The following is a 14210-nucleotide window of genomic DNA, read 5'->3' on the forward strand; positions in this document are numbered from 1 at the left end:
TGACGAAGGACGCGGGCGTTATTCCGCGGCTTCGGCCAGCTCCGCAAACTCGGCCGCCGCGAGGAAACGCTCGGCATCCAGCGCCGCCATGCAGCCCGTGCCCGCCGCCGTCACCGCCTGCCGGTACACCTTGTCCGCGACATCGCCACACGCGAACACGCCCTCGACGCTGGTACGGGTCGAACCGGTCTCGACCGAGATATACCCGTCCGAATCGAGGTCGATATGACCGCGGAACAGCTCGGTCGCCGGGTGATGCCCGATCGCCACGAACCCGCCATCGACCGCAAGCCGCGAGCGCTCGCCGGTCACCGTGTCCTCGAGCTCCAGCGCGACCAGACCCGCATTGCCGCCGCCATCGACGAACTCGCGAACCTCCTTGTTCCAGAGCACCGTCACGCCCTTGTGCGCGAACAGGCGTTCCTGGAGGATCTTCTCCGAACGGAGCGAATCGCGGCGGTGGATCAGCGTCACGTCGGGCGAATGGTTGGTGAGGTACAGCGCCTCCTCGACCGCGGTGTTGCCACCACCGATCACGGCGACCTTCTTGCCGCGGTAGAAGAAGCCGTCGCAGGTCGCGCAGGCGCTGACGCCCTTGCCCTTCATCGGCTCCTCGCTGTCGATCCCGAGCCACTTGGCCTGCGCACCGGTCGCGATCACCAGCGTGTCGCCCTCATACACGTCGCCGCTGTCGCCGATCAGGCGGAACGGGCGGCTGGTCAGGTCGACCTGCGTGACGGTGTCCCACATCATCCGCGTGCCGACATGCTCAGCCTGTGCCTGCATCTGCTCCATCAGCCACGGCCCCTGGATCACGTCCTTGAAGCCGGGATAATTCTCGACATCGGTGGTCGTGGTCAGCTGGCCGCCGGGCTGGATGCCCTGCACGACGATCGGCGCCATCCCGGCACGCGCGCCATAGATCGCGGCGGAGAGCCCGGCTGGGCCCGAGCCGAGGATAAGCATGCGGGTCGTGTGCGTCGTCATCGGAGTTCCTTGGAGATTCGAGACTGCATCTAGGGGATGCGCGGGCGGATTTGAACCGCCGGTAAATCTGTCGCGCCTGCATCGAAAGCTTTGCCACTGCGTTGAAGGACAAAAGCGGAGATGAGCATGAGCGACGACCGGACCGTAGAGATCGAGGATTACACCGCACCAGCTGGCGGCTGGGGGTCGATGAAGTCGCTCGTCGAGATTTCCGCGCGCGAGAAGGTCGGGCCTGAGGTGATCCGCGAACTGGCCCGGCAGAACAAGCCGGATGGCTTCGCTTGCGTGAGTTGCGCGTGGGGCAAGCCGGCGCATCCGCATGTTGCCGAGTTCTGCGAGAACGGGGCGAAGGCGACCGCCTGGGAGCTGACTTCGTTCCGGGTGACGCCTGCGTTCTTCGAGCAGCATACGGTCGGCGAACTGATCGGCTGGAAGGACTACGATCTCGAACAGGCCGGGCGGCTCACGCATCCGCTGAAGTATGATGCCGCGACCGACAAGTATGCGGCATGCAGCTGGGACGAGGCGTTTGCCGGCATCGGCGCCAAGCTGAAGACGTATGATCCGACCAAGGTTATCTTCTACGCGTCGGGTCGCGCAAGCCTCGAGACGTCGTACATGTATAGCCTGCTCGCGCGGATGTATGGCAGCCAGAACCTGCCCGACAGCTCGAACATGTGCCATGAGACGACCTCGGTCGGGCTGAAGTCGGCGATCGGTTCGGCGGTCGGCACGATCCACCTGTCGGACTATGAGAAGTGCGACGCGATCTTCTACTTCGGGCAGAACCCTGGGGTGAACAGCCCGCGGTTCCTGCATCCGCTGCGCGATTGTGCGAAGCGCGGGGTCGAGATCGTCGTGTTCAATCCGCTCAAGGAGCGCGGTCTGGAGAAATTCCAGGATCCGCAGAACCCGATCGAAATGGTGACTGGCAAGTCGACGCCGATCGCCTCTCAATACCATCAGCTGAAGACCGGTGGCGACGTCGGCGCGATCATGGGGATGTGCAAATATCTGATCGAGGCCGACGACAACGCCAAGCGGATCAACGGCCTGCCGGTGCTCGATCACGCGTTCCTCGCCGAGCACACGATCGGCTTCGAAGCGTTCGCCGATGTCGCGCGCGCGACCGAATGGGCGACGATCGAGCATGAGAGCGGCCTGCCCCGGACCGAGATCGAGGCGGCGGCGAAGGTCTATGCCAAGTCGAAGGCGGTCATCGCGGTGTACGGCATGGGGCTGACGCAGCATGTCGGCGGGATCGACAACGTCCACATGGTCGTCAATCTGATGCTGCTCCGCGGCAATATCGGCAAGCCGGGTGCGGGCATGGGTCCGGTTCGTGGTCACTCGAACGTCCAGGGCCAGCGCACCGTCGGGATCACCGAGAAGCCCGAGCTCGCCCCGCTCGACAAGCTTGCCGAGCAATACGGGTTCGAGCCGCCGCGCGAGAAGGGCTGGGATACGGTCGAGGCGTGCGAGGCGGTCCTCGACGGCAGCGCGCAGGCGTTCGTCGGGCTTGGCGGCAACTTCGTCCGTGCGATCCCGGATCATGCGCGGATGGAGCCAAAGTGGCGCGCGCTCGACCTGACGGTGCATATCGCGACCAAGCTCAACCGCTCTCACCTGCTGCCCGGCGAGACGTCGTATTTGCTCCCCTGCTTGGGCCGGATCGAGACCGACATGCAGGGCACCGGGCCGCAGAGCGTGTCGATCGAGGATTCGTTCAGCCAGATCTACGGTTCGAAGGGCAAGGCGACGCCGGCTTCCGAGACGTTGCTGTCCGAGCCTGCGATCGTCGCGGGGATCGCCAAGGCGACGCTCGCGCCAAATCCGAAGCTCGATTGGGACGCATGGGTGCGCGATTATGCGCGCGTTCGCGATGCGATCGAGGTGACGTATCCGGACCTGTTCAAGAACTTCAACGACCAGATGTTCACGCCCGGCGGCTTCTGGAAGGGCGTGCCGGCGGCACACCGCGAGTGGAAGACGAAGAGCGGCAAGGCGGAGATCAACGTGCCGCAGGCGCTGAACGTCACCGGGTTCGAGGAGGCGGAGGGCCGCTTCCGGCTGATGACGCTGCGGTCGAACGACCAGTTCAATACGACGGTCTATGGCTATCACGACCGCTTCCGCGGCGTGAAGGGCACGCGCGACATCGTCTTCATGAATCGCAGCGACATGATCCGAATGGGGATCAACGATGGCGACGATGTCGATCTGGTCGGTGACGCAGGCGATAATTCGGATCGCCGCCTGAACAAACTGCGCGTGGTCGAATATGCGATCCCCGAAGGCTGCATCGGTGCCTATTACCCCGAAGGCAATCTGCTCATACCGGTCGCCCACCATGCTCGCGAAAGCCATGTTCCGGCAGCCAAATCGGTACCTGTGCGGATCGAGAAGACGCGCTGACCGAGCGGCGTATTCTCGGCGTCGTACTGGCGGGCGGGCGGTCGTCTCGCTTCGGGTCCGACAAGGCGATGGCAGTGTTGGACGGACGCGTGCTGGCTGAGCATGCGCGGGCGCTGCTGTTGCCTCATGTCGAGGCCGCGGTGATCGCGGGACGCGATGGGGCGATCCCCTGACCTGCCGAGGGCGGATGTCGGGCCATTGGGGGGCATCGCAGGCGCGCTCGGTTACGCAGCCCAGCGCGGGTTCACGTCGGTGCTGACAATCGCGTGCGACATGCCATGGTTGCCGGACGAACTGCTGACGGCGCTGTCCCGAGGCGCCTCCGCCTATTGTCCCGACGCTCCGGTGCTCGGGCATTGGGAGACGGGTTTGCTCGGCAATTTGCTTTCCCATATCGAGGCCGTGCCGCGGCGATCGGTTCGCGAGTGGGCGGAGGCGATCGGGGCTATCCCGATCCCGGCGGGTGCGCCTATCCCGAACGTCAACACGCCGCAGGACCTCGATACCTTATGACCACGTCGCGCAACCAAGCGATCAAGATCCTGCGGCCTGACTCGATTACCGCGGGCGAGCGCGCCATCGCGGTCGAAGTTCCTGTCGCGATCGAGATCGACGGGCTTGGTTATGCGGTGATGATGATGACGCCCGCCGATTTGGCTGAATTTACGACCGGCTTCCTTTTGACGGAGCGGCTCGCGGACAGCGCGGACGACGTGCGCGACATCGACATCTTCGAAGCTGAGGCGGGCTGGATCGTTCGCGTCGGGCTGTCCGATCGTTGCAAGGGCCGCATCCACGACCGCGTCCGCCACCGGACCAGCGACACGAGTTGCGGGCTGTGCGGCATCTCCGGGCTCGAACAGCTTCGCAAACCGGTCCCGAGGACGCCGCCAAAGCCCGACACGCCTGTCGACGCGCTGTTTGCCGCTCTTGGTGGCCTGCGCGCTCACCAGCCTCTTAACGCGGCTACGGGCGCGATCCATGCCGCGGCCGCGTGCGATCGCGAGGGTCGGATCGTTGCGGCGTATGAGGACGTCGGCCGTCACAACGCGCTCGACAAGCTCGTCGGCGGCATCGCGATCACGGGGCAGCCGATCGATGGCTTCATTCTCGTCACGTCGCGGATCAGTTTCGAGATGGTCGACAAGGCGCTGATTGCCGGTGCGCCGATGCTGGTGGGAATATCCGCACCGACCAGCCTGGCGATCGATCATGCGCGCGAGCACGGCCTGACGCTGCTCGCGCTCGCCCGCAGCGACGCGATCTTGGTCGTCAACGATCCGTGGGACGTGTTCGCGTAGCAGCAGACCCGCTGCTGCTACGCGACACCGCTGTTACTTGGCGGCCTGTACCGCGTCCGTCTTCGACGCGACCAGATAGCCGCCGACGACGAAGACCAACGCACCGATCGTGTTGCCGACGGTGACGATCGCGAGATTGCGGATCATGCCGGCGAGGCCGATCGACGAGTTGGGCACCAGCAGGCCGAGCGTCAGCGCGGTCATGTTGGCGACCGAATGCTCGAACCCGGCGGCGACGAACGCGAGCAGGATCCAGGCCATCGCGATGCACTTGGCGGTGTCGCCAGTCATCCGCGCCGCGGTCCAGATCGCGAGGCAGACGAGCCAGTTGCACAGGATCGCGCGGGCCATCAGCGCGGTCGCGTCGACCGACACCTTGTGCAGGACGTACGCGTGGAACATCGTATCGGCGTTGGCGAAGATCGCCCCGCCGCCGCCTGCCGCGAACACCAGCGACAGAACGACGCCGCCGACGAGGTTGCCGATCCACACGACGACGGCGAGCTTGAGCGCGTCTCCGATCGTGATCGTCCGGCGCGCGAGGCCGAAGCCGAGATACATCACGTAGCCGGTAAACAGCTCGGCGCCGGCGAACACCGTCAGGATGAGCCCGAGCCCGAAGGTCGCGCCCATCACCAATGGTCGCACGCCGGGTTCGAGCCCCGAGCCCGTGCTGAGCGCGAGGATCATCGCGATGCCGATATACGTGCCCGCAAGGATCGCGCCCGCGAAGAACCCCGCGGGAGAACGCCGCAACGCCTCCGCCTTGGTCGCCGCTAGGGTCGCATAGGTGTCGATCGTCGACGAATAGCCGGTGCTCATGCGTGTACTTTACTCTCGTGCCCGACGATCCCCGCGCGCACCACGCCGCGATCCGAACCCATGTCGGCGGCGGCGGGACGGACGGTCACCGGGATGGATTTGTAGGAAGGGGTGAAGCTCTGCGGATCGTGATCCTCGAGCGCGATCAGTGGCTGCGTCTCGGGGTAATAGGAGGCGACGCAGCCATCGGGCAGCGCGTAGCGGACCAGCATCAGCTTCTGCACGACGCGGTCGGGCCGCGCGAACTGCAGCGCGGTGGCGATGTCGACGACGTCGCCCTCCTTGTGCCCCAGCCGGGCCATGTCGCGCTCGTTTATGAACAGGATGTCGCGGCGCCCGAACACACCGCGATAGCGATCGTCGAGGCTGTAGACGGTGGTGTTGTACTGGTCGTGCGCCCGCAGCGTCGTCAGACGCAAAACGGTCGGATCTCCCGCGCTTTCGTCCTCCTCGACACCCTTGGCGACGAGGAAGTTCGCCTTGCCGCTGTCCGTCTTCCACTCGCGCATCGCTGCCGAGTTCGGCAGGTGAAAGCCGCCCGGCTTGCGGATACGTGCGTTGTAGTCGGCGAACGCTGGGAACACCGCCTCGATCTTGTCGCGGATCAGGCTGTAGTCGCCGACATAGGCGTCCCAGTCGATCTCGACCGGCGCGCGGCCCTTGGCGGCAAAGGTCGCTTTGGCGATCTCGCCGACGATCCAGATCTCCGACTTAACGTTCTCACCCGGCGGCATCAGGAAGCCGCGCGAGGCGTGGACCATCGACATCGAATCCTCGACCGTCACCGATTGCTGGCCAGTCGCCTGCATGTCGAGTTCGGTCCGGCCGAGGCACGGCAGGACGTACGTGGCCTTCGCCATCAGCAACTGCGTGCGGTTGAGCTTCGTGGTGATGTGGACCGCGAGGTCGAGGTTGCGGAAGCCCTCCGCACACGCCTGCGGATCGGACGAGGCGATCGCGAGGTTGCCGCCGAGGCAGACGATCGCCTTGGCATGGCCGTCGCGCATCGAGGCGATGCTCTCGACCACCGAATGACCGTGATCGCGTGGCGGCTCGAACCCGAACACGTCGCGCATGTTGTCGAGCAGCAGAGGCATTGGCCGCTCGGTGATGCCGACGGTGCGGTCGCCCTGAACGTTGCTGTGGCCCCGCAGCGGGCAGATGCCTGCGCCTGGCCGGCCCATGTTGCCGCGCAGGAGAAGCAGGTTCGCGATCTGCTGGACGTTGGTCGTGCCGGTGCGGTGCTGCGTGACGCCCATGCCGTAGCAGCAGATCGTCGACTTCGACTTCGAATACGCCAGCGCGACCTCTTCGAGGTCCTTACGCGAAAGCCCGCTGGAGCGCTCGATATCCGCCCATTCCGTCGTCGCGAGATCGGCGATATACTCGTCGAGGCCCGCGGTATGCTCGGCGATGAACGCGTGATCGAGCGCGGGCTCGGTGCCGGAGACCTTGGCAGCTTCGTCGAGCGCGACGAGCGCCTTAGCAATTCCCTTCAGCGCGGCTGCGTCGCCGCCGACCTTCACCTGATAATAGCTGCTCGCGATCGGGGTGGCCGACATCGTCGCCATCTCGACCACCGACTGCGGCGATTCGAAGCGTTCGAGCGAGCGTTCCTTGAGTGGGTTGAAGACGATGATCTTGCCGCCGCGCTTCGATACTTCACGCAGCGTCGCCATCATTCGCGGGTGGTTGGTGCCGGGGTTGTGGCCGATCGACAGGATCAGGTCGGCGTGGTCGAAATCCTCGAGGCTGACGGTGCCCTTGCCGATGCCGATCGACTTCGGCAGCCCGACCGAGGTCGCCTCGTGGCACATGTTCGAGCAGTCGGGGAAGTTGTTGGTGCCGTAGAGCCGCACGAACAGCTGGAACAGGAACGCCGCCTCGTTCGAGCAGCGGCCCGAGGTGTAGAACTCGGCCTGGTTCGGATCGGGGACAGCGGCGAGGCCTGCGCCGATCTCGCGCATCGCGTCCGCCCAGCTCACGACTTCATAGTGATCGGTGGCGGCATTGTAGCGGAGCGGCTCGGTGACGCGGCCCTGGTCCTCGATCCAGTGATCGCTCTGCTTCCAGATGTCGGACACGCTGTGCGCGGCGAAGAAGTCGGCGCCGATCGTCTTGGCGGTGGATTCCCACGCGACGGCCTTCGCGCCGTTCTCGCAGAATTCGAACGAGGAGGTGTGTTTCGGGTCGGGCCACGCGCAGCTCGGGCAATCGAAGCCGTCGGGCTGGTTCGACTTCAGGAGCGTCTGGCCGCCGCGGACGACGATCTGCTGCGCCTTAAGCGAGACGGCAACCGCCTTCAGCGCACCCCAGCCGCCGGCCGGACCCGTATAATCGGCGATCCCATCAGGGCGTTTGTCGCGCATACTCGTATCTCCCGAACGGTCGGGCCGACGCGTGCGCCCGAGATGCGGCACACTGGCTGACCATTAACCCAAGGCAATAGAAGCGCATTTTGCGATTGCGAAGACGAGTTTCCCGCAGTTGGTGATCGCTTGCGTCGGTCTGCGGGGATGTGCCGGCGGCGGCGCGCGCCAGATCCGAAATGGTAGCGAAGGAGGGACTTGAACCCCCGACCCCAGGATTATGATTCCCGTGCTCTAACCAACTGAGCTACTTCGCCGTACCGTCCGTCAGGGAAGCGTTCTTCCCTGCGAGGCGCGGCCTATAGGAAGCGGTTTCCAGGCGGTCAAGCGAACATGTGCCGGGAAATCGCTTCCCATGGTCCGCCGCGATACCACCACGCGCCCAGACCGGCGATTTCGACGTCCTTCGGGGGTGAAATCGCGCTGCAGATTGCCGAGCAGGAGCTTGGCGACTTGCGGGCTGACCTTGTTCTGGATCGTGACGTGCGGACGCCAGCCGCCGGCGTCCTGCGGCGTCAGCATGCCGGTGAACGCGTCGGCGAGGCGCGCGCGGATGCCGACGAGCTCGGGGACTCGATCCGGTAGGCCACACCGCGGCCGAGCGACATCAGGCCGCCCACACGGGCCTGTGGGGCACGGATGCCACGCGTTTCCTGGTTGAGGCGGTGCTTGAGCTCGTCGAGGCCCGAGGGCGGCAGATGGTGGAACAGCGTCAGGTGCGCATCGAGCTGGTTGCGCTCGGGCGGGAAATGCTCGCGGCGCATTGCATCGAAGAACGCGGTGTCCTGGCGACCGAACAGGGCCGTGACGATGATCGGGGCTACTTCGGTGGGGCCGGTCATCGGGAAAACACCGCCCCGGCGAAGGCCGGGGTCCAGTTGGGAAACGTCGATGACGGACGTGGCGTTTCGTTACTGCAACCTTTCCGACTGGACCCCGGCCTCCGCCGGGGCGGTGCGACTTTGGCGGAGCGTATGGGGTAAGCCATCAAATCTCGACCTGGCTACCGAGCTCGACCACGCGATTCGTCGGCAGGCGGAAGAATTCCATCGCGCTTTCCGCGTTGCGCAGCATCCACGCGAACAGCTTTTCGCGCCAGATCATCATGCCGGGTTTGTCCGACGCGAGCAGCGTCTGGCGCGACAGGAAGAAGCTAGTGTCCATCATCTTGAAGTCCGCGCCGCAATTATGGACCTGGCGCAGCGCGGCGGGCACGTCGGCGTCCTCCATGAAGCCGTAGCGCAGCACGAGGCGGTGGAAGCCGTCGCCAAGCTCCTCGCGCACCGCACGGTCGTGCGCGGGCCAATAGGGCTGGCCGACGATCTTGACGGTTAGCAGGATGACGCGCTCGTGCAGCACCTTGTTGTGCTTGAGGTTGTGGAGCAGCGCATGCGGCACGCCGTCCGCGGTCGAGGTCATGAACACCGCGGTGCCCGGCACGCGCGATGCCGAACTCGCGGCCGAGCCGATGAACACCTTTATCGGCATTGCCGCCTCGTGCATCCGGTCGATCATCAACTGCCGCCCCTTCGACCAGGTCGTCAGGAAGGTGAAGATGATGAAGCCGACCAGCAGCGGGAACCAGCCACCGGCCGGCACCTTGGTCAGATTGGCCGCGAAATAGGCGCCATCGACTGTGAAGAAGATCGCCAGCAGCGGGATCGCCGCGATCTTCGGCCAGTTCCAGAGGCGGAACAGCACCACCCCGAGCAGGCACGTGTCGATGAACATCGCGCCGGTCACCGCGATGCCGTACGCGCTCGTCAGGTTCGACGAGGTGCGGAAGAACAGCACGAGCAGGATCACCATCACCATCAGCGCACCGTTGACGAGCGGGATGTAGATCTGGCCGGCGGTCGAGGCACTGGTATGCTCGATGCGCAGACGCGGGATGAAGCCGAGCTGGATCGCCTGCTGCGTCACCGAGAACGCGCCGGAGATCACCGCCTGCGACGCGATCACCGCCGCCATCGTCGCGAGGATGACGAGCGGGAGCTGGAGGCTTTCGGGCGCGAGATTGTAGAACGGGCTAACGAGCGCCTCGCGACCATCACGAAACAGCAAAGCGCCCTGCCCCATATAGTTGAGGATCAACGCGGGGAGCACGAAGAACAGCCACGACAGGCCGATCGGCTTGCGCCCGAAATGCCCCATGTCCGCGTACAGCGCTTCCGCGCCGGTGACCGCGAGGACGACCGAGCCGAGTGCAAGGAACGCCCGCTCCGGGTCGATGATGAAGAACTCGACTGCGTAGTGTGGCGACAGCGCCCAGAGCACTTCGGGGGGTCTGGACGATGCTGAGGATACCGAGCACCGCGATGACGCTGAAATACACTAGCATGATCGGCCCGAACACGAGGCCGATGCGCGCGGTGCCGCTCTTCTGCACCCAGAACAGTCCGATCAGGATGACGATCACGATCGGCAGCACGAGGCCGCCGAAAGCGGGCGCGGCGACGGCCAGGCCTTCGACCGCGGACAATACCGAGACGGCGGGCGTGATCATGCTGTCGCCGTAGAACAGCGCCGTCGCGAACACGCCGAGCAGGATGATGCCCTTGCTCCAGCGCTTGGTCTTGGTCTTGCCCGAAACGAGTGCGAGCAGCGCCAAACTGCCGCCTTCGCCCTTGTTGTCCGCGCGCATGATGATGATGACGTACTTGACCGTCACGACGATCATCATCGACCAGAACATCAGGCTGATGACGCCCATGATGTGCGCCGCGTCGAGCGCAAGCTTGTGGTGGCCGGCGAAGGTCTCGCGGAAGGCGTAGAGCGGGCTGGTGCCGATATCGCCGAAGACGATGCCGATCGCACCGAAGGCGAGCTTCAGCATGCCGTCGGAGTTGTGATGCCCCGTCTCGAGATCGAGATTGGCGGGTGGCACGGTCGAGGCCGCGGCGGTCTGGTCGACGCTCACTGGACGGTGAATCGACCCGGAAGTGCAGCAATCTTCATCGAATTTCCGATTTCACCCTGTGCCCCAAGCGCGCGCATTTAGCATGAGGGCCGGAAGGCGGCAACGGCGAGGCGGGCAACGTGGATTAACTGGGGCTGATCGGACCGGCACTTGAGGTGAGAACACTCCGGTTCTCCTGCGAACGCAGGAGCCCAGGGTAACAGGCGCTGGTGTTCTTGACCCTGGATTCCTGCGTTCGCAGGAAAGCGCTATCGCCTGATCACCTCGCGGATGACGAAATGCGACGCCAGCCGCGTCACCCCCGGCAATTGCGACAGTGTCTCGCGATGGATGCGTTCAAACGTCTCGCCGTGACGGATCTCGACGTGGAGCATGTAATCCGCCTCCCCGCTCATCAGGAAGCATTGGACAACCTGCGGACACTCGACGATCTCTGCCTCGAACGCCGCCATCGTTTCCCTTGCGCTGATCCCGCAGCGTGACGTTGACGAGCACGATGCTGGGGTCGCCGCGCGCCGTTTGCGACAGCACCGCACGATAGCCGGTGATCGCGCCACTTTCCCGTAATTGCGCGACCCGGCGATGCACGGCGCTCGCCGACAGCCCGACCGCGTCACCAAGCTCGGCGCTGGTGAGGTCGGAATTGGCGGCGAGCAGCTCCAGAATCCTGCGTTCGATCGTGATGCTCAAGATTATCCCGTTTCGAGGGCAAAGGATGCAATCATCTTGCAGATGCGGTATCGTATCGCGACCAGTTTGCGAACCCTTCCCGTCCAAGGCGCGCTAGTATGGCGCAAACGATAATGGAGTGGAATCAATGCGCGTCGGTGTCCCCAAGGAAATCAAGAACCACGAATATCGCGTCGGCCTGACCCCGCCGTCGGTCGCCGAACTGGTCGCCGCGGGCCACGAGGTCGTCGTCGAGACGCAGGCCGGATCGGGCATCGATTTCGAGGACCAGGACTATGTCGACGCGGGCGCGACGATCCTGCCGACCGCCGCCGCCGTGTTCGCCGGCGCCGACATGATCGTGAAGGTCAAGGAGCCGCAGCCGAGCGAGATCGCGATGCTCGAGCCGCGCCATCTGCTGTTCACCTATCTCCATCTTGCCGCCGACAAGCCGCAGGCCGAGGGGCTGATGAAGTCCGGCGCGACCTGCATCGCGTACGAGACCGTCACCGACAACCGTCGCGGCCTGCCGTTGCTCAAGCCGATGTCCGAGGTCGCGGGCCGCATGTCGGTGCAGGTCGGCGCGCATTACCTCGAGAAGGAGCAGGGCGGCCGTGGCGTGCTGCTCGGCGGCGTGCCCGGTGTCGCGCCGGCGAAGGTCGCGATCCTCGGCGGCGGCGTCTCCGGCGTCAACGCCGCGCAGATGGCGGTCGGCATGCGCGCCGACGTGACGATCTACGACATCTCGAACGATCGTCTTGCCGAACTCGACATGTTCTTCTCCAGCCAGATCAAGACCGCCTACGCCTCGAAGGCCGCGATCGCCGCGGCGGTGAAGAATGCGCATCTCGTGATCGGCGCGGTGCTGGTACCGGGAGCCGCTGCGCCAAAGCTTGTCACGCGCGAGATGCTGAAGACGATGAAGCGCGGCTCGGTGCTGGTCGATATCGCGATCGACCAGGGCGGGTGCTTCGAGACGTCGCACGCCACGACGCACGAGGATCCGGTGTTCGAGGTCGACGGCGTGATCCACTATTGCGTCGCCAACATGCCAGGCGCAGTCGCGCGCACCTCGGCGTTCGCGCTGAACAACGCGACGCTGCCGTTCGCGCTGAAGCTAGCGAATCTCGGCGCTGAGGCGGCGATGAAGGCTGATCCGCATCTCGCCAACGGGCTGAACGTCTACAAGGGCAAGATCGCGTACAAGGCGGTCGCCGATGATCTAGGTTTACCTTACGAAGCATGGGCTGGCTGACTCGGGAACGGATACGGAACATGGGTGTTGGACAGGGGAAAGGAATTTCCAATGTCCGACACCCCGAACCCCAAGTCCGAACCGTTCTCGAACGCCGAGAAGGACCCGGACGACTGGACCACCGGCGACGAGAAGATGACCGGTGCGCAGGCGAGCTACCTCAAGACGCTGTCCGAGGAAGCGCATGAGGAATTCGACGAGACGCTGACCAAGGCGGATGCGTCGAAGAAGATCGACGAATTGCAGTCGAAGACCGGCCGCGGGCAGTAAGCCATCATCCCGTCATCCTGGGTTTGACCCGGGGTGGCGGGATTATTTTGGGCCTGCATTCGGCGTATCCTGCATAGCCAGAAACCGATCCAGCAATGCCAACCGACTAGCGATCTCGCCTCGGTATGAGATGTTGGCCGGCGTCAGCGCCAGCGCCTTTGCCCAATATGGCCGAGCCGTCGCGAATTCTCCCGCACGCACATACGCCAGCCCCAGGAAGAACGGCGGAGCGGGATGTTTCGGCGCCAATCGCATTGCTTGCTGGAAGGCGAACAGCGCGGGCGGCGAAACCTGGTTGGCATCGTGCGCCGCCAGCGCGTTGGCGAGCCCGGTCCACATCACCACGCTCTTTGGGGCGATCCTGAGCCCCCGAGCAATACCTGCACAGCCGCGCGACGGTCGCCGATCCGCGTCATCGCGTCTGCGGCAACCAGGTACGCTGCGGCGCCCGTATACCGCTCGAGCATCTGGTCGCGCAGTTCGAGCATGGCGCTGTCGTCCGGCGTTGCGGCAAGCCCGAGCGACGCTTCATGGCCGGCAAGCCCTGGCTGCCCCTGCCACGCATACCCCGCCGCACCGAGCATGAGCGACGCCGCGACCATCGTCCACAGGACGCGGTTCACCTTCAATACTGCGAGCAGCGCAAACGCACCGGCTCCGATCGCGGCCAGCCAGACGTACCCCATCAGCGTGTTCTCCGCCGGAAGCTCGACCGCGCGATCCAGCCGCCGATGCCAAGCAGCAGGATCGGCGCTAGCCACAACGGCCATGTGAGCCCCGATAACGGCGGATCGTACGTCACGTAGTCGCCGTAGCGTGCGATCAGCCAGTCTCGGATCGAGGCAGGCTTTTCGCCGCGCTCGATCCGCTCGCGGACGAGCGCGCGCATGTCGGCCGCCATATCGGCATCGCTGTCGGCGATCGACTGGCCTTGGCAGACAAGGCAGCGCAGCGTTTCCATGAGCGCTCGGGCGGAGGCTTCCTTGGCGGGGTCGGCGAGTTGCACGTTGGCGTAATGCGCTGGCGGAGTGACCGGCTGGGCGGCGGCTGGCGCGATGCAGAGCAACAGCGCCGCGAGAACCTCCCCTCCCGCTCGCGGGAGGGGTCGGGGAGGGCCGGACCCGCGCGGGTGCTTGGTGAGACACGAGAAGCCCCTCCCTAACCCCCTCCCGCAAGCGGGAGGGGGAACTTGGTTGCGCACG

14 protein-coding genes, 1 tRNA gene and 2 pseudogenes are annotated in these 14210 nt (G+C 65.1%); 6 read left to right on the forward strand and 11 right to left on the reverse strand.

Annotation, left to right across the window (positions count from 1 at the left end; genetic code table 11):
- Positions 1 to 18: 18 nt before the first annotated feature.
- Complete coding sequence (trxB, locus tag NHF48_RS06775) at positions 19 to 987, reverse strand: thioredoxin-disulfide reductase (protein ID WP_056058078.1); 969 nt, start codon at positions 985 to 987, stop codon at positions 19 to 21.
- A 126-nt stretch (positions 988 to 1113) separates the two neighbouring features.
- On the opposite strand from trxB, the gene NHF48_RS06780 reads away from it, so the two are divergent.
- The 4 genes from NHF48_RS06780 (at position 1114) to fdhD (ending at position 4703) form a co-directional block, all read left to right on the forward strand.
- The gene (locus tag NHF48_RS06780) at positions 1114 to 3402 is read left to right on the forward strand and encodes an FdhF/YdeP family oxidoreductase (protein WP_253070636.1); all 2289 of its coding nucleotides are present in this window, start codon (positions 1114 to 1116) and stop codon (positions 3400 to 3402) included.
- Between the two features lie 68 nt (positions 3403 to 3470).
- Positions 3471 to 3575 carry a hypothetical protein gene (locus NHF48_RS06785; protein ID WP_253070637.1) on the forward strand — a complete coding sequence of 35 codons (105 nt, stop codon included), beginning with the start codon at positions 3471 to 3473 and terminating at the stop codon, positions 3573 to 3575.
- Positions 3559 to 3915, forward strand: a complete 357-nt coding sequence (gene mobA / locus NHF48_RS06790; RefSeq protein ID WP_263816783.1) for a molybdenum cofactor guanylyltransferase — start codon at positions 3559 to 3561, stop codon at positions 3913 to 3915. Before NHF48_RS06785 ends, mobA begins: the two co-directional genes overlap by 17 nt.
- On the forward strand, positions 3912 to 4703 hold the full coding sequence (fdhD, locus tag NHF48_RS06795) for a formate dehydrogenase accessory sulfurtransferase FdhD (protein WP_253070639.1): 792 nt from the start codon (positions 3912 to 3914) through the stop codon (positions 4701 to 4703). The genes mobA and fdhD overlap by 4 nt, the downstream gene beginning before the upstream one ends.
- Positions 4704 to 4736: 33 nt before the next feature.
- Here the strand turns inward: fdhD and NHF48_RS06800 are convergent, their stop codons facing one another.
- The 7 genes and pseudogenes from NHF48_RS06800 to NHF48_RS06825 form a co-directional block, all read right to left on the reverse strand.
- A complete protein-coding gene (locus tag NHF48_RS06800) occupies positions 4737 to 5525 on the reverse strand; it encodes a formate/nitrite transporter family protein (RefSeq protein WP_253070640.1) in 789 nt (262 codons plus the stop codon).
- Positions 5522 to 7894, reverse strand: coding sequence for an FdhF/YdeP family oxidoreductase (locus tag NHF48_RS06805; RefSeq protein ID WP_253070641.1), 2373 nt, complete (start codon positions 7892 to 7894; stop codon positions 5522 to 5524). Before NHF48_RS06805 ends, NHF48_RS06800 begins: the two co-directional genes overlap by 4 nt.
- 180 nt (positions 7895 to 8074) lie before the next feature.
- A tRNA-Met gene (locus NHF48_RS06810) sits at positions 8075 to 8151 on the reverse strand.
- 66 nt (positions 8152 to 8217) lie between these two features.
- Positions 8218 to 8736 (reverse strand): annotated as a pseudogene (locus NHF48_RS06815) (2'-5' RNA ligase family protein).
- A 145-nt stretch (positions 8737 to 8881) separates the two neighbouring features.
- Positions 8882 to 10781: pseudogene (locus tag NHF48_RS06820) on the reverse strand (potassium transporter Kup).
- A 281-nt stretch (positions 10782 to 11062) separates the two neighbouring features.
- Positions 11063 to 11209: an Lrp/AsnC ligand binding domain-containing protein gene (locus NHF48_RS24810; RefSeq protein WP_342454600.1), complete on the reverse strand. Its 147-nt coding sequence runs from the start codon at positions 11207 to 11209 to the stop codon at positions 11063 to 11065.
- Positions 11151 to 11504 (reverse strand): winged helix-turn-helix transcriptional regulator, encoded by a 354-nt coding sequence (locus NHF48_RS06825; RefSeq protein WP_342454601.1) that lies wholly within the window; start codon positions 11502 to 11504, stop codon positions 11151 to 11153. Before NHF48_RS06825 ends, NHF48_RS24810 begins: the two co-directional genes overlap by 59 nt.
- Positions 11505 to 11631: 127 nt before the next feature.
- Here NHF48_RS06825 and ald point away from each other — a divergent pair, with 127 nt between their 5' ends.
- Both ald and NHF48_RS06835 read left to right on the forward strand, forming a co-directional pair.
- Positions 11632 to 12738, forward strand: coding sequence for an alanine dehydrogenase (ald, locus tag NHF48_RS06830; RefSeq protein WP_056048250.1), 1107 nt, complete (start codon positions 11632 to 11634; stop codon positions 12736 to 12738).
- 51 nt (positions 12739 to 12789) lie between these two features.
- The gene (locus tag NHF48_RS06835) at positions 12790 to 13008 is read left to right on the forward strand and encodes a DUF3072 domain-containing protein (RefSeq protein ID WP_056058060.1); all 219 of its coding nucleotides are present in this window, start codon (positions 12790 to 12792) and stop codon (positions 13006 to 13008) included.
- A gap of 42 nt (positions 13009 to 13050) precedes the next feature.
- Here the strand turns inward: NHF48_RS06835 and NHF48_RS06840 are convergent, their stop codons facing one another.
- From NHF48_RS06840 to NHF48_RS06850, 3 genes are read right to left on the reverse strand one after another with little or no spacing between them, the layout of a single operon-like run.
- Positions 13051 to 13347, reverse strand: a complete 297-nt coding sequence (locus NHF48_RS06840) for a tetratricopeptide repeat protein (RefSeq protein ID WP_253070642.1) — start codon at positions 13345 to 13347, stop codon at positions 13051 to 13053.
- Positions 13347 to 13694, reverse strand: coding sequence for a hypothetical protein (locus NHF48_RS06845; protein WP_253070643.1), 348 nt, complete (start codon positions 13692 to 13694; stop codon positions 13347 to 13349). The genes NHF48_RS06840 and NHF48_RS06845 overlap by 1 nt, the downstream gene beginning before the upstream one ends.
- Positions 13694 to 14077 carry a cytochrome c-type biogenesis protein gene (locus tag NHF48_RS06850; RefSeq protein WP_274705260.1) on the reverse strand — a complete coding sequence of 128 codons (384 nt, stop codon included), beginning with the start codon at positions 14075 to 14077 and terminating at the stop codon, positions 13694 to 13696. Before NHF48_RS06850 ends, NHF48_RS06845 begins: the two co-directional genes overlap by 1 nt.
- Between the last annotated feature and the right edge of the window lie 133 nt (positions 14078 to 14210).

It is taken from the genome of Sphingomonas sp. H160509 (assembly GCF_024124765.2).
Classification (GTDB): Bacteria; Pseudomonadota; Alphaproteobacteria; order Sphingomonadales; family Sphingomonadaceae; genus Sphingomonas.